The organism is Bradyrhizobium sp. JR4.1 (genome assembly GCF_040548605.1).
In the GTDB taxonomy this organism is placed as follows: Bacteria; Pseudomonadota; Alphaproteobacteria; order Rhizobiales; family Xanthobacteraceae; genus Bradyrhizobium; species Bradyrhizobium canariense.
On sequence record NZ_JBEPRY010000002.1, the window covers coordinates 604,851 to 631,035 of the forward strand.

General features: G+C 64.5%; 20 protein-coding genes. 8 read left to right on the top strand and 12 right to left on the bottom strand.

The features are described from left to right. Window positions 1-147: 147 nt before the first annotated feature. Both ABIB90_RS08110 and ABIB90_RS08115 read right to left on the bottom strand, forming a co-directional pair. Window positions 148-2,181 carry a methyl-accepting chemotaxis protein gene (locus ABIB90_RS08110; protein ID WP_354200610.1) on the bottom strand — a complete coding sequence of 678 codons (2,034 nt, stop codon included), beginning with the start codon at window positions 2,179-2,181 and terminating at the stop codon, window positions 148-150. A 234-nt stretch (window positions 2,182-2,415) separates the two neighbouring features. Further along, window positions 2,416-4,455 carry a methyl-accepting chemotaxis protein gene (locus ABIB90_RS08115; protein WP_354200611.1) on the bottom strand — a complete coding sequence of 680 codons (2,040 nt, stop codon included), beginning with the start codon at window positions 4,453-4,455 and terminating at the stop codon, window positions 2,416-2,418. Between the two features lie 282 nt (window positions 4,456-4,737). On the opposite strand from ABIB90_RS08115, the gene ABIB90_RS08120 reads away from it, so the two are divergent. Continuing rightward, window positions 4,738-5,904, top strand: a complete 1,167-nt coding sequence (locus ABIB90_RS08120) for an FIST N-terminal domain-containing protein (protein ID WP_354170337.1) — start codon at window positions 4,738-4,740, stop codon at window positions 5,902-5,904. Next, window positions 5,901-7,259, top strand: coding sequence for a hybrid sensor histidine kinase/response regulator (locus ABIB90_RS08125; RefSeq protein WP_354200612.1), 1,359 nt, complete (start codon window positions 5,901-5,903; stop codon window positions 7,257-7,259). The genes ABIB90_RS08120 and ABIB90_RS08125 overlap by 4 nt, the downstream gene beginning before the upstream one ends. Here the strand turns inward: ABIB90_RS08125 and ABIB90_RS08130 are convergent. The 4 genes from ABIB90_RS08130 to ABIB90_RS08145 form a co-directional block, all read right to left on the bottom strand. After that, complete coding sequence (locus tag ABIB90_RS08130; protein WP_007599066.1) at window positions 7,256-7,960, bottom strand: response regulator; 705 nt, start codon at window positions 7,958-7,960, stop codon at window positions 7,256-7,258. The genes ABIB90_RS08125 and ABIB90_RS08130 overlap by 4 nt on opposite strands. A gap of 136 nt (window positions 7,961-8,096) precedes the next feature. After that, the gene (locus tag ABIB90_RS08135) at window positions 8,097-8,780 is read right to left on the bottom strand and encodes a response regulator (protein ID WP_035995389.1); all 684 of its coding nucleotides are present in this window, start codon (window positions 8,778-8,780) and stop codon (window positions 8,097-8,099) included. A gap of 138 nt (window positions 8,781-8,918) precedes the next feature. Continuing rightward, entirely contained in the window at window positions 8,919-10,088 is a 1,170-nt protein-coding gene (locus ABIB90_RS08140; protein WP_354200613.1) for a c-type cytochrome, read from the bottom strand. 139 nt (window positions 10,089-10,227) lie between these two features. Continuing rightward, the gene (locus ABIB90_RS08145; RefSeq protein ID WP_354200614.1) at window positions 10,228-11,943 is read right to left on the bottom strand and encodes a PQQ-dependent methanol/ethanol family dehydrogenase; all 1,716 of its coding nucleotides are present in this window, start codon (window positions 11,941-11,943) and stop codon (window positions 10,228-10,230) included. 973 nt (window positions 11,944-12,916) lie between these two features. Between ABIB90_RS08145 and ABIB90_RS08150 the strand changes: the two genes are divergently transcribed. The 4 genes from ABIB90_RS08150 to ABIB90_RS08165 all read left to right on the top strand — a co-directional run bounded on the left by ABIB90_RS08150 (window position 12,917) and on the right by ABIB90_RS08165 (window position 17,960). Further along, window positions 12,917-13,402, top strand: coding sequence for a (2Fe-2S)-binding protein (locus ABIB90_RS08150; protein WP_027515099.1), 486 nt, complete (start codon window positions 12,917-12,919; stop codon window positions 13,400-13,402). Window positions 13,403-13,486: 84 nt separating this feature from the next. After that, on the top strand, window positions 13,487-15,829 hold the full coding sequence (locus ABIB90_RS08155; RefSeq protein WP_354200615.1) for a xanthine dehydrogenase family protein molybdopterin-binding subunit: 2,343 nt from the start codon (window positions 13,487-13,489) through the stop codon (window positions 15,827-15,829). A 13-nt stretch (window positions 15,830-15,842) separates the two neighbouring features. After that, window positions 15,843-16,643 (top strand): FAD binding domain-containing protein, encoded by an 801-nt coding sequence (locus tag ABIB90_RS08160; protein WP_354200616.1) that lies wholly within the window; start codon window positions 15,843-15,845, stop codon window positions 16,641-16,643. 207 nt (window positions 16,644-16,850) lie between these two features. Beyond that, window positions 16,851-17,960 carry a CaiB/BaiF CoA transferase family protein gene (locus ABIB90_RS08165; protein ID WP_219683355.1) on the top strand — a complete coding sequence of 370 codons (1,110 nt, stop codon included), beginning with the start codon at window positions 16,851-16,853 and terminating at the stop codon, window positions 17,958-17,960. A gap of 188 nt (window positions 17,961-18,148) precedes the next feature. On the opposite strand, the gene hppD is transcribed toward ABIB90_RS08165, so the two are convergent. Next, the gene (gene hppD, locus ABIB90_RS08170) at window positions 18,149-19,264 is read right to left on the bottom strand and encodes a 4-hydroxyphenylpyruvate dioxygenase (RefSeq protein ID WP_219683356.1); all 1,116 of its coding nucleotides are present in this window, start codon (window positions 19,262-19,264) and stop codon (window positions 18,149-18,151) included. A gap of 121 nt (window positions 19,265-19,385) precedes the next feature. On the opposite strand from hppD, the gene ABIB90_RS08175 reads away from it, so the two are divergent. Both ABIB90_RS08175 and ABIB90_RS08180 read left to right on the top strand, forming a co-directional pair. Beyond that, complete coding sequence (locus ABIB90_RS08175) at window positions 19,386-19,865, top strand: Lrp/AsnC family transcriptional regulator (RefSeq protein ID WP_007604464.1); 480 nt, start codon at window positions 19,386-19,388, stop codon at window positions 19,863-19,865. A gap of 74 nt (window positions 19,866-19,939) precedes the next feature. Then, window positions 19,940-20,251, top strand: coding sequence for a DUF1272 domain-containing protein (locus ABIB90_RS08180; RefSeq protein WP_219683357.1), 312 nt, complete (start codon window positions 19,940-19,942; stop codon window positions 20,249-20,251). Between the two features lie 123 nt (window positions 20,252-20,374). On the opposite strand, the gene fahA is transcribed toward ABIB90_RS08180, so the two are convergent. The 5 genes from fahA to ABIB90_RS08205 form a co-directional block, all read right to left on the bottom strand. Further along, on the bottom strand, window positions 20,375-21,649 hold the full coding sequence (gene fahA / locus ABIB90_RS08185) for a fumarylacetoacetase (RefSeq protein ID WP_219683358.1): 1,275 nt from the start codon (window positions 21,647-21,649) through the stop codon (window positions 20,375-20,377). Window positions 21,650-21,880: 231 nt separating this feature from the next. Next, window positions 21,881-23,227: a homogentisate 1,2-dioxygenase gene (hmgA, locus tag ABIB90_RS08190; protein ID WP_354200617.1), complete on the bottom strand. Its 1,347-nt coding sequence runs from the start codon at window positions 23,225-23,227 to the stop codon at window positions 21,881-21,883. Beyond that, on the bottom strand, window positions 23,224-24,186 hold the full coding sequence (locus ABIB90_RS08195; RefSeq protein ID WP_007599044.1) for an MBL fold metallo-hydrolase: 963 nt from the start codon (window positions 24,184-24,186) through the stop codon (window positions 23,224-23,226). The genes hmgA and ABIB90_RS08195 overlap by 4 nt, the downstream gene beginning before the upstream one ends. Window positions 24,187-24,211: 25 nt before the next feature. Beyond that, complete coding sequence (locus tag ABIB90_RS08200) at window positions 24,212-24,445, bottom strand: DUF2783 domain-containing protein (RefSeq protein ID WP_354200618.1); 234 nt, start codon at window positions 24,443-24,445, stop codon at window positions 24,212-24,214. An 8-nt stretch (window positions 24,446-24,453) separates the two neighbouring features. Continuing rightward, a complete protein-coding gene (locus ABIB90_RS08205) occupies window positions 24,454-26,082 on the bottom strand; it encodes an FAD-dependent oxidoreductase (protein WP_354200619.1) in 1,629 nt (542 codons plus the stop codon). Window positions 26,083-26,185 lie beyond the last annotated feature (103 nt).

Here is a 26,185-nt window from a genome sequence, read left to right on the forward strand (position 1 = left end):
AAGCGCAGCGCCGATCCAGGACCTATTACCCCAGGGAGCAGTTTGGCGAAGATTCGGGGTTAGCGGCCCGCGCCGCAACTTCGCGCTGGGGTAATGGGTCCTGGCTTTCGCCAGGACGACGGCGGAGTGCGTGGCGCGCTTCGGGCCTCACGCCGCCCGGATATTCCCCATGAAGCGGTCGAGCTCGGCGCGCAGGCGGGTGCTTTCGGACGACAGCGTCTTGGCCGAATGCAGCACCTCTTCCGAAGCCGAGCCGGTTTCGGCGGCACCGCGGTTGACCTGGCCGATGTCGGTGGCAGCGGTCTGAGTGCCCTGCGCGACGGTCTGGACGCTGCGCGCGATTTCCTGCGTCGCCGCGCCCTGCTGCTCCACTGCGCTCGCTATCGACGTCGAGATCGACGAGATCTGGCCGATGGTGGCGCCGATCTCCTTGATCGCCGCAACCGACTCGGCGGTGGCGCCCTGCATGCCTGTGATGTGCGAAGAGATCTCGTCGGTCGCCTTCGCGGTCTGGCTCGCCAGCGACTTCACTTCGCTGGCCACGACGGCAAAGCCGCGGCCGGCTTCGCCGGCGCGTGCCGCTTCGATGGTCGCGTTCAAAGCGAGAAGATTGGTCTGCTCGGCGATCGCCGTGATCAGCTTGACGACTTCGCCGATCTGCTGGGCGGCGTGCGAGAGCTTGCCGATGCGGTTATCGGTCTCCCTGGCCTGCACCACGGCGTTTTCGGCAATACGGCTGGAATCGCGCACCTGGCGGCCGATCTCCTCGACCGAGGCCGAGAGCTCTTCGGTCGCGGTCGCGACCGACTGCATGTTGCTGGAGGCCTGCTCGGAGACGTCGGCGACCTGGCTCGACAGGCTCTGCGTGGTCTCGGCGGTACGGGTCAGCGTCGAGGCCGCCGATTCCAGCTGCACGGCGGAAGCCGAGACGTTGGAGACGATGGCACCGACCGCGCTCTCGAAATCGTCGGCGAAACGAATCAGCTCGGAACGGCGAGCAGCGCTCGCTTCCTTGTTCTGGGCCTCGTTGGCGGCCGCATCGCGCTCGGCCTTGGCCACGGCCTGCACCTTGAATTCTTCGACCGCGCCGGCCATCTCGCCGATCTCGTCCTTGCGGCCCAGGCCCGGCAGCACGACATCGAAATTGCCCGCGGCAAGCTCGCGCATCGCCTTGCACATCGCGATCATCGGACGCGAAATGCCGTTGCCTAGCATCAGGGCGAGCGCAGCGCCGACGGCAAGGCCGCCCAGCGCCATCATCAGCATCAGCCGCTCGGTCTCGCCGATGGTGGCATTGGCGTTGACCTCGATGCGCTGCTGATCCGCCGTCAGCTCCGACCGCAGCTCACCCGAGAGCTTGAGAATGGACGCGGCCGTCTTGGTCATGTCGCCGTTCAGCTTGACGATGACCTTCACGTTCTCGGTCAGTTTTGAAAAGGAGGTGCGGTACTGCTTGAGGAGATTGCTGATCTCGGTGACGCGGTCGGTGATCTTCTGGTCGTTGGCATAGATCGAGACCAGCAAGGTCTCCAGGAATTTGATACGGGCGATCACGCCGTCGGCGGTCTTCGGCTCCGGCTTGGCGACGAAGGCGCTGACCGAGGTGGAGACCGCAAGGTATTGCGATGTGATGTCCTTGGCCGTGCTCTGAACCGAGTTCAGGCCCGCCAATGCCGCGGTATCGGCAAGATCGTCGAACTTGAAGCGGATCTTGTTGCCGACGCTGTTGAGCTCATCGGTCGCGATCTTGCCATTCTCGCGCGTCAACGTGATGATCTCGCCGAACACCTTGGTAAAGCTCTTGAAGTCGGCCTCGAGCTTGCCGACCTGCTCGCGGCGCGCCGCGCCCGTGGTGGCCGCCGCCGACTTGGTAATGGCGGCCCTCAGATTCTCTTCGGCTGCCTTGGCCGCGGTCTCATCATCGACCGCGCCAGTCAACGTGTAGGCCCGCGCCAGCCCCTGGTAAGCGATCAGCTCGCGATCGACCGTCCGCGCAAGGTCCGCTTCGGCGACGCTGGAGCGGTAGGAGGCCACGGCGGCCTGGATCCGCTCGAAGCCGAAATACGCGAAAGCCATGCTGACGGCGAGGATGGCGAGCACCGCCACGAAGCCGAGGATGATTTTTGCGCGAAAACGCAAGGTGAGCAGCTTCGATGTGGTCGGCTTCGACTTGACGGGCATTCCCCACCCCATTCCATTCGCGGAAAAACAGGCGCAGCCCGGAAGCAGCCCGCTTCCTGACGCGTGAGCACGGTAAATGGCAAAGGATAAGCGGCGGTAAACTTGTGGCGCCGCAACTGGCGGTTAGGTGACGCAGGGTCTCGTCGTCCTGGACAAGCGAAGCGGAGCGCCGATCCAAGACCTATTACCTGGCTTTCGCCGGGACGACGGCGGAGTGCGTGTCCCCCTTCGAGCTTACGCTGCCCGGATATTGCCCATGAAGCGGTCGAGCTCGGCGCGCAGGCGGGTGCTTTCGGACGACAGCGTCTTGGCCGAATGCAGCACCTCTTCCGAAGCCGAGCCGGTTTCGGCGGCACCGCGGTTGACCTGGCCGATGTCGGTGGCAGCGGTCTGAGTGCCCTGTGCAACCGTCTGGACGCTGCGCGCGATTTCCTGCGTCGCCGCGCCCTGCTGCTCCACTGCGCTCGCAATCGACGTCGAGATCGACGAGATCTGGCCGATGGTGGCGCCGATCTCCTTGATCGCCGCAACCGACTCGGTGGTGGCGCCCTGCATGCCTGTGATGTGCGAAGAGATCTCGTCGGTCGCCTTCGCGGTCTGGCTCGCCAGCGACTTCACTTCGCTGGCCACGACGGCAAAGCCGCGGCCGGCTTCACCGGCGCGTGCCGCTTCGATGGTCGCGTTGAGCGCCAGAAGATTGGTCTGCTCGGCGATCGCCGTGATCAGCTTGACCACTTCGCCGATCTGCTGGGCGGCATGCGAGAGCTTGCCGATGCGATTGTCGGTCTCCTTTGCCTGCACCACGGCGTTTTCGGCAATGCGGCTGGAATCGCGTACCTGGCGGCCGATCTCCTCGACCGAGGCCGAGAGCTCTTCCGTCGCGGTCGCGACCGACTGCATGTTGCTGGAGGCCTGCTCGGAGACGTCGGCGACCTGGCTCGACAGGCTCTGCGTGGTCTCGGCGGTGCGGGTCAGCGTCGAGGCCGCCGATTCCAGCTGCACGGCCGAGGCCGAGACGTTGGAGACGATGGCACCGACCGCGCTCTCGAAATCGTCGGCGAAACGAATCAGCTCCGAACGGCGAGCAGCGCTCGCTTCCTTGTTCTGGGCCTCGTTGGCGGCGGCGTCGCGCTCGGCCTTGGCCACGGCCTGCACCTTGAATTCCTCGACCGCGCCAGCCATCTCGCCGATCTCGTCCTTGCGGCCCAGGCCCGGCAGCACGACATCGAAATTGCCCGCGGCAAGCTCGCGCATCGCCTTGCACATCGCGATCATCGGACGCGAAATGCCGGTGCCGAGCAGGAAAGCGAGGACCGCGCCGAGCAGCGTGCCGCCGACGGCCAGCATCAGCACCAGTTGCTCGGTCTTCCCGATGGTCGCTTCCGATTCGGACTCCAGCCGCTGCTGTTCGGCAACGAGGTCCGCCTTCATGGCGGTAGCGCCCTGAAGGATCGCGCCGGCCGAACCGCTCATCTCGGTGACGAGATCGTCGATCATCTTGGCATTGGCGATCAGTTTCTCCAGCGATTCCCGATAGGCACCGAGTAATCCCTTGGCATCCTTCAGGCCGGCGACGATCTTGTCGTCCATGGAATAAACCGCGCCGAGCGAGTTCTCGACGAATTTCAGCCGCGCCAGCGCGCTGGTCGCAATCGCCTGATCGGATGTCAGCACGAAATTGGTCGCCGCCGCGTTCGCGGTCTGGAATTGGGCATTGACCTGCTTGGTCCCGAACTCGATCGCCTGCGCCTCGGAATCGGAGGCATTGTTGCCGATGTCGTCGAGCTTGTATTTCAGGAGGTTGGCGTTGCGCATGAGCTGGTTCTGCACCAGCAGCGCGCTGTCACGCTTGGCCTGGAGGACTTTTGCGAAGGTCGCGGAGAAGTTGGAGAACTCCTTGGCGAGCTTGCCCAGGCTCTCCTGGCGCGCCGGCTTCTTGGCGCTCTTGACCGCCTGGTCGATGGCGCTCTTCAGGCCGGTCTCCGCGTCCAGCGCCGTCTTGGCGTCGTCCTCCTTGCCGGTGACGACGAAATATTTGACGGCCGAGCGATAGGCGAGCAGCTCCCGGTCGATATTGCGGGCGAGATCGGCCTCGGTGACGCTGCTGCGGTAGGACCCGACCCCGGACGAGACCCGCTCGAAGCCAAAATAGGAGAAAGCCATGCTGCCGGCGGAGATCACCAGCACGGCGGCAAAGCCCAGAATGATCTTGGCGCGGAACCTGAGGGTCGGCATTATGGTGCGCTTCGACGAAGACGCGATACGTCCGGACATTCCCACCCCCAACCCTCTGTTCTTGCAACGCTCAGCCGGCCCGGAAGCAGCCCTTCCCGAACTTGTGCGGAAAATTAAGGCAGAAACGTCAAGAGGCGGTAAATCCAGCCGGCCTGCACCCCGGGTGGCGAGACTATCCGTCCTCCCGGCGCTCGTTCAGCCTTGCCGGGCCGAGGGGGCCGTGTTGCGGCCAACCGGAAAGCGCCTTACTCTTGGGGAACTTGTCGGACACTTATCAGGCACTTGGCGTTAGACCGGGCTGGTCCTCGAGGGGAGAAACGAGTGGGGCAAACCGATTTTCGGTTTGGCGGTGCGTCTGGCGTTGCCGTTGCCAAATCGAAGGCTGCGAGCGTCGATGAAGCCGTGGCCGAGCTCGTCGCCCAACTACCGTCCGACGAGCTGGCGCTGATCCTGGTCTTCCTCTCGCCCCGCTACGACCCCCATCGCTTCATCGCCGAGATCACCCGGCAGTTCGATGAGACCCGGATCTGCGGTTGCACGACCGCGGGCGAGCTCGCCCCTGACGGCTGGGACGAGAACAGCGTCGTGGCGCTCGCGTTCAGCCGTGCCGATTTCTCGGCCGCGGTGCGGCCGATTTTCAACCTCGACAGTTTCCGCGTCGAGGACGGCCGCAGAATCGGCGGCGAGCTCCGGCACGAGCTGTTGCGGATCACCCCGCAAGTCGATCGCGGCAATGCCTTCGGCCTGGTGTTGATCGACGGCCTGTGCCGCCGCGAAGAGGCAGTTATGTCCGCGATCTATGCCTCGCTCGACGACATTCCGGTTGTCGGCGGCTCCGCGGGTGACGGGATGCGCTTCGAGAAGACCTGGGTGTTCTGCGACGGCACGGCACACACCAATGCCGCCCTCCTGATCCTGTTGAACACCTCGCTGCCGTTCCGGGTTTTCAAGTGCGACAATTTCGAGCCCAGTCCGCAGAAGATGGTGGTCACCGAAGCCGACATCGAAAATCGAACGGTCAGGGAGCTGAACGCGGAGCCAGCGGCCGAGGAATATTCGCGCATGGTCGGGATCCTGGACGCCAAGCTCGATCCGTTCTCCTTCGCGTCCCACCCGGTGCTGGTGCGGGTCGGCGGCGCCTATTACGCGCGGTCGATCCAGCGCGTCGAACCGGACGGCTCCTTGCATTTCTTCTGCGCCATCGACGAAGGCATGGTGCTGACGGCGGCGACGTCCCGCAGCCTGGTCGGCTCGACCCGCGACACCTTCACCGAAATCCGCGACCAGATCGGAGAGGTCTCGCTCTATATCGGCTTCGAGTGCCTGCTCCGGCGGCTCGACGCCGAGCAGCACCAGCTCACCCGCGACATGTCCGAACTGTACCGGCAGAACCGAGTCGTCGGCTTTCACACCTATGGCGAGCAGTTCGGCTCCATGCATGTGAACCAGACCTTCACCGGCGTCGCGATCGGAAGGCGCCCGTCATGACGGACATGTGGCAGGGCCCTGATGCGACCGACCAGTTGCGGCGCGAGGCGGCGAAGCTGAAGAAGATCAACGCCGCCCTGATGTCGCGCGTCGAGCGCTCGATGGACCAGCAGCTCAACGCCTTCTCGCTGTTCGAGACCGCGATTGCGCTCGACCACAAGGTCCGCGACCGGACTCACCAGTTGCGCGGGGCGCTGCATTCGGTCGAGCGCGCCAATGAAGAGCTCTATCGCGCCAAGCAACAGGCCGAAGCGGCAAGCTCGCTGAAATCATCGGTGCTGATCTCGGTCACCCACGACCTGTTGCAGCCGCTCAACGCGGCGCGCCTGACGCTGTCGGCGCTGACCGAAATGATGGAGTCGCAGGAAGCGGGCCTGCTGATCGACCAGGCCGACCGCTCGCTGCTGATGCTGGAGGACCTGCTGCGGTCGCTGCTGGAGATCGCAAAGCTCGACGCCGGCGCACTCAAGCCCGACGTGCGCGCCATCGCGCTGGCGCCCCTGTTCGAGCAGCTTCGCAACGAATTCGAGCCGGTCGCGGCGCGGCAGGGGCTTGCCCTGCGCATCCGCACCTCACCGCACGCGGTGAGGTCGGATGCGATGATGTTGCGACGGATCCTTCAGAACCTGCTTGCCAATGCAATCCGCTATACCCGCAGCGGCGGCGTCGTCATGGGATGCCGGCTGAGGGGCGACCGCATCTGCATCCAGGTCTCCGACACCGGGCCCGGAATCGCGCCGGCGCAGCAGGAGGCAATCTTCCGCGAATTCCAGCGCGGCGAAGCAACCGCGACCGACCAGGCCGGCTTCGGGCTCGGCCTCTCCATCGTCCGCCGTTTCGCAACCGTGCTCGGTCACGGGGTGCAGTTGTCGTCCCGGATCGGCAAAGGATCGACCTTCACCCTGGAGCTGGAGCCGACCGACCTCGCGGAGGTCGGCGACGAGGTGCACGAGATCAAGCTCGACGAGCGGCACTATAGCGGGCTCGAAGGCGCCAAGATCCTGCTGATCGAGAACGACCCGAACGGCTCGGAGGCGATGGCCGCGCTGCTGGAAGGTTGGGGCTGCGACGTCGCGACCACGCGCTCGGCTGCCGATGCGCTGCTGCGCCTCAGCGAGCTCGGCGGTGCGCCGGATGCCGTGATCGCCGATCTGCACCTCGATCACGGCGAGAGCGGCCTGTCGGCCATCGCCGATGTCCGCCAGCATCTGAAGCTCGACACGCCGGCCATGATCATCACCGCCGACTACTCCGACAAGGCTGCAAAGGAAGCGAGCCGCCACGGCCTCGAGGTGCTGAAGAAGCCGATCAAGCCCGCCGAGATGCGGGCGCTGCTGTCGTTCCTGCTGGGCTAGTCCCGCGCGGGTGGATCGGGCTGTGCCCGCTCGCGATGGGCCGTGGGGCTCTCGGCTGCCAGCGTCGCGAAGTCGATCCTGGACATTTCGACGATCGCCTTGGTGCGGCTGAGCACGTTGAGCTTGCGCAGGATCTCGGAGACGTGGACCTTCACCGTGGTCTCCGAAATCGTCAGCTCGTAGGCGATCTGCTTGTTTTGCAGGCCGCGCTGGAGCATTTCGAGCACGCGCAATTGCTGCGGCGTCAGCTCGTGCAGGCGCTTCAGGAGATCCTGCGCGGGGCCGGACGCCCGTTGCGGCCGGGCCCGTCCGCGATAGGCGGCGGGAACACAGACCGAGCCGCGCAGCACCTCGCCGATCGACTGTGCCAGCTCCTGCTTGGACGACGATTTGGGGATGTAGCCGGACACGCCGAGCGACAACGCGCCGGACACGATCTGCCGATCCTGATGTCCGGATACGATGACGACGGGAATTTTTGGAAACGCCTTGCGGATGCGGATGATGCCCGAAAGACCCGTGGTGCCCGGCATCGACAGATCGAGCAGGATCAGGTCGAGTTCGGTGCTCGCCGCGATCTGCTCCAGCGCGCCGTCGATCGACGTCGCCTGAACAATATCGGCCGCGGGCGCCACCATCCGGAGCGCGCCTTCGAGCGCCTCGCGAAACAGCGGATGGTCCTCGACGATCAGAAATCGCATCACGTAAGAGCCATTGTGAAGACCTTGCTGAAGACCTCGCCCAGGAGGCCGCCAGGGCCGGCGTCGAATTGAACGCGTTGAGAATGGCTCGGCACCGCCAAGCCGGCTTGATCCAGGTCAAGAACGACACTGCGCGTCATTGCGACCTGCCGCGATCGGGCCGCGCATAAGGCCGGCTGCGCGGATCGGGCAGCTCCATCTTGCCGATTTCGATGATCGCCTTGTTGCGGCTGAACAGGCCGAGCTTGCGCAGGATCTCGGTGATATGCGCCTTCACCGTGGATTCCGCGAGCTGAAGCTCCTGGGCGATCTGGCGGTTCGGATAGCCGCGACGCAGGAGGTCGAGCACGCGAAGCTGCTGCGGCGTGAGCTCGTGCAGCTTGACCTCGAGCGCCTTGCTGGCCTCGGCCCGCCGCTGCGGCGTCGCCACGAAATCCTTCGGCACCGACACCGACCCGCTCAGCACGCCCTCGATCGATTGCGCCAGCTCACGCTTCGACGTCGACTTGGGCAGATATCCGGCGGCACCCAGCGCCAGCGCCTCGCGGACGACGCGCTGGTCCTCCTCGCTCGACACGATGGCGACCGGCAGGCGCGGAAAGGCCTCGCGCAAGCGCAGAAAGCCGGAGAAGCCGGTCGCGTCCGGCAGCGAAAGATCGAGCAGCGCAAGGTCGATACCCTGCTCGGCCGACAGGATATGCAGCGCATCCGCGATCGACATCGCTTCGAAGATCCGCGCTTCCGGCAAGGCCAGCCGCACCGCATTGCCGAGCGCCTCGCGAAACAGCGGATGATCGTCGATGATCAGGAAGCTGGTCATGGCGCCTTCCCAACACTGCATCGCACGCGCACCTGCCGCGGCGGCGGAAGCGGCACATCCATGCGATCGCCGTCCGGCGCCGGGATGATGCCGGACGGACGCTACCACATCCTCCCGATCGCGCTCGGTCAAGATCGCTCAGTCGTTCGATTCGGATTGGACCGTCAGCAGGAAGGAAAAGATGTGGTCGAACTGATCGTCGGTGAAGACCTCTTTCCAGGCCGGCATACCCTTGGTCGGCCGCCCCTCATGCACGGTGGTCCAGAATTTCTCGCGCATATCGTCACCGTAGCGATGACGCAGCAGCCGCAGGTCGATCTTCCGCTCGCTCTGGATCGCGTCCGGACCGTGGCAGTGCGCACAGGTTCCGTTGAAGATCTCCTTGCCCGAACCGACGGCCTCGGTGCCGGGCGCGTCGCCCTTGGTCTCGGTGGCGACCACACTGGCGGTCTGCGTCGCGCCGGGCCCGGCCCCGATGGTCGTTCCCGCCGGCATCGCTGGGGCCGCACCGAAGCGAGCCGGCTGGCCGGTCGGCAAGCCATATTTGACCGCGAGCGCGCCGATCGTGGCCTGAAGCTGCGGCAGGACGGCATCGACGCGATCACGCAGCTCGGTGGATGTCTTCGCAAAGCCGATCGCCGCATCCCATGACAGGCCCTCGCCCTCGGAGAGCTGAATCTGATAGCGATCATTGTAGCTGGTCTTGTTCAGCCAGCCGGCGACCGGGCCCCAGATGAAGGCGACGTCGGCCTTGCCCTGATCGAGCGCCTGCATGCCTTCCTCGGGCGACAGCACCGTCACCATCCGGATGTCGGCGCGGCTCGCGAGCAAATTTTGCGGCGTGCTGGCGAACTGCACGGCAACACGCTTGCCGTGGAGGCTGTCGAGGCCGTTGAGCACCTGCCCCTTGGCCGCCACGAGGCCATAGCCCTCCTTCGCGACCGTGCCGGAGAAGATCACGGCCGGTCCCATGAAATCCTCGGACCGCGGCAGCCCGATCATGGCGTCGCATTGCTTGCCGAGCAGCGTGACACGCACGGTACGCTTGCCGAAATAGGATTTGTACCAGTCGTAGGCGACCGGCCGGCCGAGCGCCTGCGCCAGGGCCTGCCCGATCTCGACATAGAAGCCCGGCTGAGACGGATTATCGCTTGAAAATGGAAGATTGGTCGGGTCGGCGCAGAGACGCAGCGGCTGCGCCTCGTCCGCATGCAGCAAGGCGGGAACCACCAGCGCGGCGGCACATGCGAGCAGACCTGCGATGGCGCGATTTCGGCTCGCACCGATGCCAGAACGATTCGGACGCATCCTCGTCTCCCGTAGCTCTTGATTGGGCCGGAGCTCTGTTGAGCCAGGCGCTGCGGCACCAGGCATCGGCCGATGCCGCAGCTCGTGTCAGGAAAGGGCGCGCGCGTATCCCGTCATATCGAGATACGCGCGCGAGTGCTCACTGGACGGAGAACACGAAGAGCGAACCGCCCTCGGGGGCTGCGGCCGTCATCTTCTTTCCTATCTCGCCCAGGAACGCCGGCAGCGCAGCGGTGCGGCCGACGACGATGGCGACATATTGCTTACCGTCGACCTGATAGGTCACCGGACCTGCGCCGATGCCGGAGCCGAGATTCTTGCTCCACAACACCTTGCCGGATTTCGCATCGATGGCGCGGAAATCGCCATGGATGTTGCCGGCAAACACGAGGCCACCGCCGGTGGTCAGCGTGCCGCCGTTGAAGGGCAGGTCTTCCTTGATCGACCAGACCTTCTTCTGCGCCACCGGGTCCCAGGCCACGAGCTCGCCGAGGAAGCCGCCGGGACCTTCCTTGGTCGGGAATTCGGCGCCGAGATAGAACACACCGCGCTTGTAGGCGACGTCCGAGACCGACCAGTCCATGCAGACGTTGTTGGACGGGATGTAGACGAGACCGGTCTGCGGATTGAACGACATCGGCTGCCAGTTCTTGCCGCCGATCAGGTTCGGGCAGATGTCCTTGGCGGGATGATTCGGCCCGGGACGCTTGTCGGGATCCTCGACCGCGCGCATCGTGGCGACGTCCCACTTCTTGGCCCAGTTGGAGAACACGTATTTCTCCGCCGAAAGCACCTTGCCGGTCTCGCGGTTGGCGACGAAGAAGTAGCCGTTGCGATCCGCCTTCATCAGCGCCGGAACGGTGCTGCCGCCGATCTTCAGATCCGCGAGCACGGCTTCGTTGACGCCGTCATAGTCCCAGGCATCGGCCGGCGTGGTCTGGATGTGCCACTTGATCTTGCCGGTGTTGGGATCGAACGCCACCGTCGAGGCGGTGTAGAGATTGGTCAGCTTGCCGAAATTGCCGTCGCCGGTCGAGCGCACCGCCGTATTCCAGGGACCAGGATTGCTGGTGCCCCAATAAACCGTGTCGGTCTTCGGATCGTAGGAGCCGACCAGCCAGGGCGCGCCGCCGCCATGCTGGGCGGAGTCGCCCTTCCAGGTGTCGCCGCCGGGCTCATCCGGCGACGGAACGGTATAGGTCTGCCACAACTGCTTGCCGGTGCCGATGTCGAAGGCCTGGAGCGAGCCGCGTACGCCGTATTCGCCGCCGCCGAACCCGGTGATGACCTTGTCGCGCACGACGAGCGGCGGCGAGGTGATGACCGAACCCTGCTTGTAGTCGACCACCTTCGTCGTCCACAGCGACTTGCCGGTCGCGGCATCGAGCGCCGTCAGCTTGCCGTCGAGGCGACCGACGAAGATCTTGCCGTCGGCATAGGAGACGCCGCGATTGTTCACATCGCAGCAGGCGTATTGCAGCACGTCCTCGGGAATATCGGGCTCGTAGGTCCACTTGCGCGCGCCGGTGGCGGCATCGAGCGCGTAGACATATTTCGGGCCCCAGGAGCTCGAAACAAAGAGCGTGTTGCCGACGACGATCGGCGAGGATTCGTTCGAACGCAGCGACGCCAGCGAGAACGAATAGGCGAGCGTCAGCTTGCCGGCGTTCTCGGTGTTGATCTGCTTCAGCGGGCTGAAGCGCGTGTTGCCGTAGTCGTGGCCGGCAACGGCCCACTGGTTCGAATCGGATTGCGCCTTGAGCAGGGAGTCGTTGGCGCGAACGCCCGGCGTAGCGGCGGCGAGCATCGCAATCATCGAGATGCCAGCCAAGAAGCCCTTCGTTCCAAAGGTCATGTATTCCCTCCGCGATGTTGTTGTGCACGCCATGTTGGGCGCTTGAGCGCGCTGCGCTCGTGATGCGCAGTTTGTCTGCGAGCCATCGTTTGAAATTACAGCATCGCCGTTTCGCGGTTAGTATAGGCGGAAGGTAGTAGTGCGGATGGTTGGCGAGTTGCGCCGCTCATCTCGTTGTTCAGACTTGCGTCTTGTCCCTGCTTGCAGCTCGAAACGAGCCGTCGGATTTGGGCGCACCGCGACACAATCGGGCCGCTCCCATCCGGCTTCGCGTGCATCGGTCACGACGATGGCGCTACCACCACCGCGAAGTTTTCGAAGACGTTCGCGGCAGGTTTTCGCGACGTGGGGTCGATCGGGCGCGAGCGAACTTGCCGCCGGTCTGCGCGTCGGTCTCGCCGTGCAGGATGGTGACGCCAGGCGATCGTTTCCGAGCCGGACCGTGGCCCGCCCTTCGCAAAGCCTACGACGCCGCCCGCGCGTCGCCTTTACCGGGACCGACCTTCAGCCCCACGGCCGCAGTCCTGGGAGGCCCCGGCCGGCACGGCTCGCCGCCGGCATCGGGCCAGCACAGCTGCGCTGCACGGTCACGAACAAAATCAATGACTTAGCTTGCCGCCGTCTACTACCAAGATCGCGATTACAATGGCGCAAGCGCGTGCTCCTATTCATGTCAACGAACAAGACATCAAAGGGAGACATGACGCGCGAGGACCCCACGTCCAGGACCAGCGCCTCGCACCGGCGGTTGAATTAAGCCCGCCGCTGACCGAAGCGTGCATCGTTTTCGAAGGCTCCTTGCAAAGTCGCGCCACGCGCTGGCGGCGGCACGGGGCATCGCGACCGAATCGCCCACCCGCGACAACCGTCACGATGACCTTTCCATGACGCGCCGCCTGTAAAATCCCAGTTGCAAACTTCCGTTCGCGCTGTCTCTAATTGGAATAACTATAAACATTCGGGAGGTACTCACGTGTCTACAGTCAAACTGACGGTGAACGGCAAGGCTGTTGCCGTCGACGTCGAGGACCGCACGCTGCTGGTTCAGCTGCTGCGCGACCACCTCAACCTCACCGGAACCCATGTCGGCTGCGACACCAGCCAGTGCGGCGCCTGTGTCGTCCATATGGACGGCAAGGCGGTCAAATCCTGCACCATGCTGGCGGGACAGGCCGACGGCGCCAGCATCACCACGATCGAAGGCATCGCCAAGGGCGACGAGCTGCACCCGATGCAGGCAGCCTTCCGCGACAATCACGGCCTGCAGTGCGGCTATTGCACGCCGGGCATGATCATGTCGGCGATCGATATCGTGCACCGCCATGGCGGCCAGCTCGACGAGGCCACCGTCCGCCACGAGCTCGAAGGCAATATCTGCCGCTGCACCGGCTACCACAACATCGTCAAAGCCGTACTGGACGCGGCAGGCCGCATGAAGGTCTCGCAGGCGGCCGAGTAATCGGCGCGCCTCGAAACAAAAACCATCGCCGCCGCTTTCGAGGGAAAGCGCGGTCAAGGCAAATTCCGGTCGGGAGGACCAGACATGGGTGTTGAAGGCATTGGCGCGCGCGTCGTGCGCAAGGAAGACAAGCGTTTCATTACCGGCAAGGGCCGCTACGTCGACGACATCAAATTGCAGGGCATGACCCATGCCCATTTCGTCCGCAGCCCGCACGCGCATGCCAAGGTGAAGGGAATCGATTCCTCCGCGGCACTGAAGATGCCGGGCGTGGTCGCGGTGCTGACGGGACAGGAGATCGTCGACGACAAGGTCGGCAACCTGATCTGCGGCTGGGCCATCACCTCCAAGGACGGCAGCCCGATGAAGATGGGCGCATGGCCGGCGATGGCGCCGGAGACGGTGCGCTTCGTCGGTCAGGCCGTCGCAGTCGTGATCGCCGAGACCAAAAATCTCGCACGCGACGCGGCCGAAGCCGTGGTCGTGAACTACGAAGAGCTGCCCGCGGTCGCCGACGTCCACGCCGCGATCAAGTCCGGCGCGCCGCAGCTGCATCCCGAAGCTCCCGGCAACCAGGTCTATGACTGGGTGATCGGCGACGAGGGCGCCACCGATGCCGCCTTCGCCAAGGCCGCCAACGTGGTGAAGCTCGACGTCACCAACAACCGCCTCGCGCCGAACGCGATGGAGCCGCGCGCCGCGATCGCCGACTACGATTCGGCGGAAGAGCACTTCACGCTCTACACGACGTCGCAGAATCCGCACGTCGCCCGCCTGGTGCTGTCGGCGTTCTACAACATCGCACCCGAGCACAAGCTGCGCGTGATCGCGCCCGACGTCGGCGGCGGCTTCGGCTCGAAGATCTTCATCTATCCCGAAGAGATGGTGGCGCTGTGGGCCTCGAAGAAGGTCGGCCGTCCCGTCAAATGGACCGGCGACCGCACCGAAGCCTTCCTCACCGATGCGCATGGCCGCGACCATGTCACCCATGCCGAGATGGCGTTCGACGCCAACAACAAGATCACCGGATTGAAGGTGAAGACCTACGCCAATTTCGGCGCCTACATGTCGCTGTTCTCGTCCTCGGTGCCGACCTATCTCTACGCGACGCTGCTGTCGGGCCAGTACAACATCCCGGCGATCCATGCCGAGGTGGTCGGGGTCTACACCAACACCACGCCGGTCGACGCCTATCGCGGCGCCGGCCGCCCCGAGGCGAGCTATCTGATCGAACGTCTGATGGAGACGGCGGCGCGGCAGTTGAAGGTCGATCCGGCCGCGTTGCGCCGGACCAACTTCATCACCCAGTTCCCGCACCAGACGCCGGTGATCATGGCTTATGACACCGGCGACTTTAACGCCTCGCTCGATGCCGCGATGAAGGCGATCGACTATGCCGGCTTTGCCGGGCGCAAGGCCAAGGCGAAGGCCGACGGCAAGCTGCGTGGCATCGGCGTGTCCTGCTACATCGAGGCCTGCGGCATCGCGCCGTCGAAGGCCGTCGGCAGCCTGGGCGCCGGCGTCGGTCTTTGGGAGTCCGCCGAAGTCCGCGTCAACCCGGTCGGCACCATCGAGGTGCTGACGGGATCGCACAGCCACGGCCAGGGTCACGAGACCACGTTCTGCCAGCTCGTCGCGGAGCGGCTCGGCGTTCCCATCAGCCAGGTCTCGATCGTCCATGGCGACACCGACAAGGTGCAGTTCGGCATGGGCACCTACGGCTCGCGCTCGGCCGCCGTTGGCCTCACCGCGATCCTGAAAGCCATGGAGAAGATGGAATCCAAGGCCAAGAAGATCGCCGCGCATGCGCTGGAAGCTTCGGAAGGCGACATCGTCATCGAGAACGGCGAGTTCAAGGTGGCCGGAACCGACAAGGCGATCGCCTTCCCGATGGTCGCGCTCGCGGCCTACACCGCGCACAATCTGCCTGACGGGATGGAGCCGGGCCTGAAGGAAAGCGCCTTCTACGACCCGACCAATTTCACCTTCCCGGCCGGCACCTATATCTGCGAGCTCGAAGTCGATCCCGGCACTGGCAAGACGTCTTTCGTCAACTTTGTCGCGGCCGACGATTTCGGCCGGCTGATCAACCCGATGATCGTCGAGGGCCAGGTCCATGGCGGTCTCGTGCAAGGCATCGGACAAGCGTTGCTCGAGCACGCGATCTACGACGCCAGCGGGCAGCCGGTCACGGCCTCGTTCATGGACTACGCCATGCCGCGCGCCGACGACGTTCCCTCGTTCAACCTCTCCCACACCACGACGCTGTGCCCGGGCAATCCGCTCGGCATCAAAGGGTGCGGTGAGGCCGGCGCGATCGGCGCGTCAGCGGCCGTGATCAACGCGATCACGGATGCGATCGGCAAGAACAATCTGGAAATGCCCGCAACCCCGGACCGGGTGTGGCGCACGATCCACGCGGCTTAAGGGAGGAACGAAGATGTACCAGACCGTTTATCATCGCGCGTCCTCGGTCGACGAGGCCGTCGCCCTGTTCTCCAAGAGCAGCGAAGCAAAGTTCCTCGCCGGCGGCCAGACGCTGCTGCCGGTGATGAAGCAACGCCTCGCCAGTCCGTCCGACGTGATCGACCTCGGCAAGATCAAGGAGCTGCAAGGCGTCGAACTCTCGGGCGACGTGCTGACCATCAAGGCCGGCACGACCTATTTCGACATCATGCAGAATGCCGATGTGAAGAAGGCGATCCCCGCAATCGCCTATCTCACCTCGGTGCTTGGGGACCCCGCCGTGCGCTATCGCGGCACGATCGGCGGCTCGATCGCCAACAACGATCCTGCCGCGGATTTTCCGGCCGCGCTGCTCGCGCTCGGCGCCACCGTGAAGACCAACAAGCGGTCGATTACGGCGGATGACTTCTTCCAGGGCCTGTTCACGACGGCGCTGGAAGACGGCGAGCTCATCACCGCCGTGTCGTTCCCGGTTCCGGCGAAGGCAGGCTACGAAAAGATGCGCCACCCGGCGTCTCGCTTCGCGCTGACCGGCGTGTTCGTCGCGCAGACGAAGTCGGGCGAGGTTCGGGTGGCCGCCACCGGCGCCTCGCAAAGCGGCGTGATGCGGGTCCCGGCCATCGAAACGGCGCTGAAGGCGAATTGGTCGCCGTCGGCGATCGACAGCGTGAGCATTTCGGCGAGCAATCTGCTGGCCGACATCCACGGAACGGCGGAGTACCGCGCCAACCTCATCAAGGTGATGGCGCAGCGCGCGGTGGCTGCCGCTCGCTGATCATCGCGCCTTAGCGCCTCAACACAAATTTTCCGCGGCGCGCACTTCGGTGCGCGCCGTTTTATTTGGCCGTGCGGGTGAAAAGCGCTTGCCTCACTGGCGTGGAGGCGAGAAAAGTTAATCGGCCAATTAACTCGCCCCGCAGAGCAACGCCTCGGCGCTTGCCGACCATCGCAATATGCGCCTTGGATCCGAGGAAACAAACACGTGCTCGATCAATCAGCCCAAAACTCCTCCGTCCGCACCTCCGGCCCGCTCGCAGGTTTCCGCATCGTTGAATTCGCCGGCATTGGACCAGGCCCGTTCGCCTGCATGATGCTGGCCGACATGGGCGCCGAAATCGTCACGCTCGATCGGGTCGGCGCCAGGAAGAACATGAAGTCGGTCGCAGGCCGCGGCCGCAAGGTGGTCGAGCTCGACCTCAAGGACAAGGCGGCGATCGCGGAGGTGCTCGATCTGCTTGCGAATGCCGACGCACTGGTCGAGGGTTTTCGTCCCGGCGTGATGGAGCGGCTCGGCCTCGGGCCTGACGTGGTGCTCGCGCGCAATCCAAAGCTGGTCTACGGCCGCATGACCGGCTGGGGCCAGCAAGGCCCGCTCGCCAACGCCGCCGGCCACGACATCAACTACATCTCCATCACCGGCGCGCTCGCCGCGATCGGCACGAAGGAAGCGCCGGTGCCGCCGCTCAATTTGGTCGGCGATTTCGGCGGCGGCGCGCTCTACCTCGTGGTCGGCGTGCTCGCGGCGCTGCTGGAGGCCTCGCGGTCAGGCAAGGGCCAGGTCGTCGATGCCGCGATGTGCGACGGCGCGGCATCGCTGATGTCGTTCTTCTTCGACATGACCACGCTCGGCCGCTGGACCGAAGGCCGCAACGAGAACTTCCTCGACGGCGGCGCGCATTTCTACGGCGTCTACGAATGTGCCTGCGGCCATTTCGTCTCGATCGGCTCGATCGAGCCGCAGTTCTACGCGTTGCTGCGCGAACACGCCGGCCTGACCGACGCCGACTTCGACGCGCAGATGGACCGCAAGGCCTGGCCCGCGCTGAAGGAAAAATTGAAGACGGTATTCAAGAGCAAGACGCGCGAGGACTGGTGCAAGATCATGGAAGGCACCGACATCTGCTTTGCGCCGGTGCTGACCATGTCGGAAGCGACCGAGCATCCGCACATGGTCGCCCGCAACGTCTTCGTCGAGCGCCACGGCGTGAAGCAGCCGGCGCCGGCGCCACGCTTTTCGCGGACCCCATCGGCGGTGCGAGAGCCGGAAGTGGCCGAGATCGGCGCGGTGACGAGGGCGTGGGCGGAGCGTTAAGGCCTCCGCTGTCGCATCACACTCCGGGTCGTCCTGGCGAAAGCCAGGACCCATAGCCACCAAACGTGGTTTGACGAAGACTCGGAGTTACCAGTCCGCCCACCGAGCGCTCCATGGGGTAATGGGTCCTGGCTTTCGCCAGGACGACGGCTGTGTTTGACGCTGCGGCGTGCCTATAGGTAGCGCGCCTACGCCGCATCCACCTTCAACACCCCACGCCGGATCTGATCCTCCTCGATCGACTCGAACAGCGCCTTGAAATTACCCTCGCCAAAACCGTCGTCGCCCTTGCGCTGGATGAACTCGAAGAAGATGGGGCCGATCGCATTGGCCGAGAAGATCTGCAGCAGCACCTTGGTCTGGCCGCCGTCGACCACGCCCTCCCCGTCGATCAGGATGCCGTTTTTCTGAAGCCGCGCGACGTCCTCGCCATGCTTCGGCAGCCGCGCGTCGATCCGCTCGAAATAGGTCGCGGGCGGCGCCGGCATGAAGGGCAGGCCCGCTTCGCGCAAGTCCTCGATGGTGCGGTGGATGTCGCGGCAGCCGCAGGCGATGTGCTGGATGCCTTCGCCGCGATAGATATTCAGATATTCCTCGATCTGGCCGGAATCGCCGGCGTCCTCGTTGATCGGAATCCGGATCTTGCCGTCGGGGCTCGTCAGCGCCCGCGAGAACAGGCCCGAGGCGCGACCCTCGATGTCGAAGAAGCGGATCTGGCGGAAGTTGAAGAGCTTCTCGTAGAATCCGGTCCAGACATCCATACGGCCGCGATGGACGTTGTGGGTGAGGTGATCGAGATAGAACAGGCCGGCGCCGGCGGGACGCGGATCGCGCACGCCGAGCCATTCGAACTCGCTGTCATAGGCCGATCCCTTGGCGCCATAGCGATCGACGAAGTAGAGCAGGCTGCCGCCGATGCCCTTGATCGCGGGGACATCGAGCGTCTTCTGCGCGGAGGACACATCGGCAGGTTCGGCGCCGAGCGAAATCGCGCGGCCATAGGCCGCCTTCGCATCGACGACGCGGAACGCCATCGACGGCGCGCACGGGCCGTGCGCGGCGACGAAGTCGAAGCCGTGGGTGCCGGGCTCCTCGTTGACGAGATAGTTGATGTCGCCCTGGCGATAGACCGTGATGGACTTGGTCCTGTGACGCGCGACGGGCGCATAGCCCATCAGCTTGAACAGCGCGTGCAACTCTTTCGGATCGGGATGCGCATATTCGACGAACTCGAACCCGTCGGTGCCCATCGGATTGTCGACGCTGATCGTGGCCGGCGGTGCATCGTGCGGAAACGGACCCATGCTGCTCTCCCAAATGGCTGCTGGAAGGAACTATCCTTCATGGGACGCGCAAGGGGCGTGCAAATGAGACGGCTTTTGACTAACATATGCACAGTCTGTGCATGAAGTGGATGAAACACGCATGATTCCGGTGGACGCCTTCGATCTCAAGATCCTTGCCGCGCTCCAGGACGACGGCCGCCTCACCAACCAGGAGCTCGCCGACCTCGCCGGGCTCTCCGCCTCGCAATGCTCGCGGCGGCGGATGCGGCTGGAGGAGGAGAAGGTGATCGCGGGCTATCATGCCGATCTCTCCAGCGAGGCGCTCGGCTTCGGCGTGATCGCCTTCATCCAGGTCACGCTGGCGACCCACTCGCCGGACAATTCCAAGCGGTTTCGGGCTCTGGTCAACCGCATCGACGAGATCCAGGAGGCGTATTCGCTCACCGGCGACGCCGACTACGTGCTCAAGGCCGTGCTGCGCGATCTGAAGGGTCTCTCCAATCTCGTCAACGACGTGCTGATGCCGCACCAGAGCGTGGCGCATGTGCGCTCCTCGATCGTGCTCGACCGGCTGAAGGAGAGCACGCGGCTGCCGCTGAAGGAATTGAAGGCTGGCTGAAATCGAGGGAACTACGGCATTCGCGCGCCACGCGCCGTCTGCGATGATCGCAGTCAATCTGCGGAGATTCGACTATGGCCCTCCAGCTTCGACCGAACTGCGAGTATTGCGACCGCGACCTGCCCCCGAACGCAACCGATGCGCGGATCTGCTCCTATGAATGCACGTTCTGCGCGGACTGTGTGGAGACGAAACTCTCCAACGTCTGCCCGAACTGCGGCGGCGGTTTTGCGCCGCGCCCGATCAGGCCAACGCAGGAATGGCGACCGGGCGTGTGCACGACCAACCAGGCGCCGTCGGACAAGCGGGTACATCTGAAGTACAGCCTGGAGGACGTCGCGGCGCATTGCGCGCGGGTCAAAGACGTGGCGCCGGAGAGGCGGTGAGCTGCCTCCCCGCCGTCATTGCGAGCGAAGCGAAGCAATCCAGACTGTCTCCGAGGAAGCAGTCCGGATTGCTTCGTCGCAAGGGCTCCTCGCAATGACGGAGAATATGGGGAGAGCTCGGCCCTACTCCGCCGGCAAAATCGTCCCTTCGACATCACCAAAACCGACGCGATAGCCCTTGCCCTGGCACCAGCCGCGCATGACGAGGCTGTCGCCGTCTTCCAGGAACGTCCGTTTGATGCCGCCGGGCAATTCGACCGGCTCGGTGCCGTTCCAGCTGATCTCCAGCAGGCTGCCGCGCTGGTTCTTCTCCGGGCCGGAGATGGTGCCGCTGCCGAGGAGATCACCGACATTCATGGCGCAGCCGGAGGAGGCGTGGTGCATCAGTTGCTGCACCGAGGACCAGTACATGTACTTGAAATTGGTGCGGCTGATGCCGCAAGGCGCGTTGGCGCCGGCGGCGCGCAAGGAGACGTCGAGCTCGAGATCGTAGTTCTGAGGCTTGCCCCGCTTGAGGTAATCAAGCGGCACCGGCTCCTGCTCCGGCCCGCTCAGACGAAACGGCTCCAGCGCCTCGCGCGTCACCACCCACGGGCTGATCGAGGTCGCGAACGCCTTGGCGAGGAACGGGCCAAGCGGCACATACTCCCATTGCTGGATGTCGCGCGCGCTCCAGTCGTTGAGCAGCACGAAGCCGAAGATCATCTCCTCGGCCTGCTGCTCCGTGAGCATCCCGCCCATGGGCGAAGGCTGCCCGACCACGACGCCCATCTCCAGCTCGAAATCGAGCCGCTTGCAGGGCGCAAAGCTCGGCACCTCGACAGAGGGCGGCTTCAGCTGCCCGCGCGGACGCTTCACCTTGGTGCCCGAGACCACGACGGTCGAGGCACGGCCGTTGTAGGCGATCGGCATGTGCAGCCAGTTCGGCTGCAGCGCATTGTCCTTGCCGCGGAACATGACGCCGACGTTGGTGGCGTGCTCCTTGGACGAATAGAAATCGGTGTAGCCGGAGACTGCGAATGGCAGATGCAGTTTCGCATCGCGCATCGGCACCAGAGCCTGCTTGCGCAGCTCCTCGTTGTCGCGCAGCTCGGGATGATCGTGGCGCAACAGCTCGCTGATCCGCGCCCGCGTCTTCGCCCAGACCTTTGGTCCCAGCGTCATGAAAGCATTGAGCGACGGCGTCGAGAACACGCCGAGCGGCCCGACGTCGAGCCGCGAATCCTGCTCGAGTTCCCAGAGATCGAGCACATAGTCGCCGATCGCCACGCCGACGCGCTGAGTCGGATTGGCCGCGGTCGAGAACACGCCGTAAGGCAGGTTCTGGATCGGGAAGTCGGAGGCGGGATCGACGTCGATGAAAGAGCGGAGGCTGGGATCGTTGGGGTGGGTTGTCACTTTTTCACTCGGTCCTTTTTCCTTCTCCCCTTGCAGGAGAAGGTGGCATAGGCGGCCTTTGGCCGCCGTTACTTAAGAGAACGCCGAAGCCAAGCTTCGGCTTTGGCGCCGGATGAGGGGTTGTATCTGCGTGTCCGAATGAGAGAGGCTTGTTCGCGGAGACAGACCCCTCACCCGTCTCGCCGCTACGCGGCGAGCCACCCTCTCCCACAAGGGGAGAGGGGAAGATCGCTACGGCTTGCTCGGATCGAACCGCTTTTCCAGGCCCTTCCAGCAATCCGCGTAGTCGTCCTGCAACGTCGCGGAATTCGCGGCGTGCGCGGTGACGCGCTGCGCGTAGCGGGTCTCGAACATGAAGGCCATGGTGCCAGTTAGCTTGACCGGCTTCAGCTCGCCATTACTGGCGTGCTCGAAAGCGTCGCGATCGGGGCCGTGCGGCAGCATGCAATTGTGCAGGCTCATGCCGCCCGGCACGAAACCTTGCGGCTTGGCGTCGTAGACGCCGTAGATCAGGCCCATGAACTCGCTCATGATGTTCATGTGATACCACGGCGGGCGGAAGGTGTTGTCGGCGACCATCCAGCGCTCGGGGAAGATCACGAAGTCGATATTCGCCGTGCCTGGGGTCTCCGACGGCGAGGTCAGCACGGTGAAGATCGAGGGATCGGGATGATCGAAGCCGATCGCGCCGACCGGCGAGAAGCTGCGCAGATCATATTTATACGGCGCATAATTGCCGTGCCAGGCGACGACGTCGATCGGCGAGTGCGGCAACGTCGTCTTGAACAGTGCGCCGCCCCATTTCACGAATAGCTCGGTCGGTGTGTCCTTGTCCTCGTAGTGCGCGACCGGCGTCAGGAAGTCGCGGGCATTGGCGAGGCAGTTGGCGCCGATCGGCCCGCGCTCCGGCAGGGTGAAGGCGCCGCCGTAGTTTTCGCAGAGATAGCCCCGCGCCGGTCCGCTCGGAATCTCCACCCGGAACTTGACGCCGCGCGGGATCACCACGATCTCGCCGGGCTCGGCATCGATCCGACCGAACTCGGTGACGATGCGAAGATTGCCCTGCTGCAGCACGAACATCAGCTCGCCGTCGGCATTGTAGAAGTGCTGGTCCACCATCGACTTGGTGATCAGATAAACATGGGCGGCCATGCCGGCCTGGGTGTTGACGTCACCGGCGGTGGTCATGGTCTGCACGCCCTGAAGGAAAGTCATGTCCTCCTTCGGGATCGGCGCCGGATTCCAGCGCAACTGCGCGATCGGCAGATCGTTTTCATGGCACGGTGCCGAGCGCCACAGGCCGCCGTCGGCCTTCTCGAAGCGACCCGAATGTTTCACCGACGGGCGAATACGATAAAGCCATGAGCGCTCGTTGCTGCCGCGCGGCGCCGTGAAGGGAGAGCCGGAGAGCTGCTCGGCATAGAGGCCGTAGGCACAGCGCTGCGGCGAGTTGCGCCCGATCGGCAGCGCGCCCGGCAGCGCCTCGGTCTCAAAACTGTTGCCAAAGCCGGACATGTAGCCCGGCGTGACCTGGGCCGTGCTGCGAATGATCTGATCGGGCGAGGTATTGATGTTCATGATGATCCTCCTCCTTGCAGGGCGGCCCACATCTCCTGGTCGCGCTTGTCGGTCCAGATCACGGGGTCGTCGATTCCCGACGCCTCGTCGAAGGCGCGCGACACGTTGAACGGCAGACAGTGCTCGTAGATCGCGAAGCTCGAAAATTTCGGATCCATGACCTCGCGCGTCGCGGCCATCGATTCCTTCAGCGTGCGGCCCTTGGCGACCGAGATTTCGGCGGCGCCATAGAGCGAGGTGACGAAGTCACGCGTCATCGCGATGGCTTCACGCACCGTGGCAACACCTTTGAGCGCATCGCCGCGGCCCGGCGCGATCGCCTTGGGATTGAAGTTGCGGATTTCGTTCAGCGTCAGCGGCCATTCGCGCAAATGCGCGTCGCCGCAATAGCAGGCCGAATGGTATTCGATCAGGTCGCCGGAGAACATCACCTCGGCATCGGGCACCCAGGCGACGATGTCGCCGGAGGTGTGGCCGGCGCCGAGCTGCATCAGGCGCACCTCGCGCTTGCCGAGATAGATCGACATCTCGCCTTCGAAGGTCAGCGTCGGCCAGGTCAGGCCGGGAATGCTCGATGCGTCCTGAAACAGGCGCGGGAAGCGGCCATACTCGGAATCCCAATCCTGCTGGCCGCGCTCCTCGATCAGGCGATAGGTCTCCTGCGAGGCGACGATGCCCTGCGCCTTGTAGGCGGAGGCACCGAGCACGCGCACGGCGTGATAATGCGACAGCACGACATATTTGATCGGCTTATCGGTGACGGTACGGACGCGCTCGATCACCTTGTTCGCCATCGCCGGCGTCGATTGCGCGTCGAACACCAGGCAGCCGTCGTCGCCGACGATGATCGCGGTGTTCGGATCGCCCTCCGCGGTGAAGGCGTAGAGATCGGTGCCGATCTCCGAGAAGGTAATCTTCTTTTCGGAGAGGTCGCCGGTGGATGCGAAGTTCTTCGCCATCAATTCATCCTTCAAGTCTTCGGGGTTATTGTTGTTGCTGTTGTTGTTGCTGTTGCTGCTGGCCGTCGATCATGCGCCGCCTGGCGAGGAGAATCGCCTCCCGCAGCACGTCGATATCGCCGATGTGATTGGCGAGGATCAGCACCAGCGCCGCGTCGAAATCGGCGCTTTGCTCGTCGGTGAAGCCACGATGCGCCTCCACGATGGCGCGAAAGGCGTCGTCGGGCCGCGCGAAGTTGGAACTGGTCGAGAGCGGCATGCGAATCCTCAATTCAAGCCTTGAGACCGCGACAGCGCGGTCGCAATCGCTTCGCGCGTTGGACGCCGGAAGCGCGCCGCAACGTAGCCGTCCGGCCTGAGTAAGTAGGCTGAGCCTGGTTCCGCATCATAGCGCTTTGCGGTGAGCGCTGCCGGATCTGCGAGCCCGTCCTTCCCGCCGATGCGGATATCCTTCACACCAACCGGCGCCTCAATCGCCGCGCCGTTGCTGAACGAAAGCAAGGTGAAGTCTGTCCCACCCTTGCGGAACGCATCCGTCAAATAGGCTTGCTCGCCCTTGGGCGTCGTAACGGGAGCATCGAGCATCGAACAACCCGGGAGCGGACCACCGCGCCACGCATCCGCATCCGGCGATGACAGCGGCGAGTCATAGCTGCACGGCACCGAGAGCCGCCCGCCATTGACCATGCGCTTGCCGAACTCCGTTTCCTTGGCCAGCGACAGCACCGCCTTACGCAGCCGCGCTTCCTGATGCGAGTTCGGTGCCATGAAGTCGGTCGAGCGGGTGGATTCGCGAATGTTCTCGTCGGCAGCCAGGCTGCGCTCGACATGATAGCTCTCGAGCAGGCTCGCGGGTGAAGCGCCGCGCAGCACGCGGTCGAGCTTCCAGGAGAGATTCTCGGCGTCCTCGAGTCCCGAATTGGCGCCGCGCGCGCCGAAAGGCGAGACCTGGTGCGCGGAATCGCCTGCAAAGATCACGCGGCCATGGACGAAGCGATCCATCCGCCGGCACTGGAATTTGTAGAGCGAGATCCACTCGAACTCGAACTTGTCGTGGCCGAGCATGCGCGCAATCCGCGGCCGCACGTTCTCGGGCTTCTTCTCGACGATGGGGTCGGCATAGCGGTTGAGCTGGAGGTCGATGCGCCAGACATCGTCGGGCTGTCGGTGCAACAGCGCCGAACGTCCCGCATGAAAAGGCGGATCGAACCAGAACCAGCGCTCGGTCGGGAATTCCGCGGTCATCTTGACGTCGGCGATCAGGAACTGGTCCTCGAACACCTGTCCCGCGAAGTCGGCGCCCACCATCTGCCGCAGCGAAGAGCGCGCGCCGTCGCAGGCGACGACATATTGCGCGTGCAGGCGGTAGGCACCCTCCGGGGTCTCGATCGTGAGCGCGACGGAATCGTTGCGGCGCTCCAGCGCCGTCACCTTGTTGCGCCAGCGCAGGTTGATCTCGGGCAGATCGCTGATGCGGTCGACCAGATAGGCTTCGGCGTAATATTGCTGGAGATTGATGAAGGCGGGCCGCTTGTGACCGTCGTCCGGCAGCAGATTGAACTGGTAGAGCTGCTGCTCGCCGTGGAAGATGCGGCCAACGCTCCAGACCACGCCCTTGTCGACCATGCGGTCGCCGACGCCGAGCCGGTCCCAATATTCCAGCGAACGTTTCGAGAAGCAGATCGCCCGGGAGCCCTCTCCGATGCGGTCGGCATCATCCAGAAGGACGACGGGCTGGCCGCGCTGGGCAAGGTCGATCGCCAGCGACAGCCCGACCGGGCCCGCGCCGACGATCACCACGGGATGCTCGGCCGCGCTCTGACCGGAACGATCCTGATCGGGGTGGCGGCGATAGCCGAACTGGGTTTTGGCCTGATGCGTATCGGCCTTCGCCATGCGCTAACCTCGGCTCTGGTCAGGAGGGGCCTGATCTGCTAGATAGTCTCACGTGCAACTATTTTGGACCGGAGCCGGCCGGCCGTCAACTGGAATTCGGAGC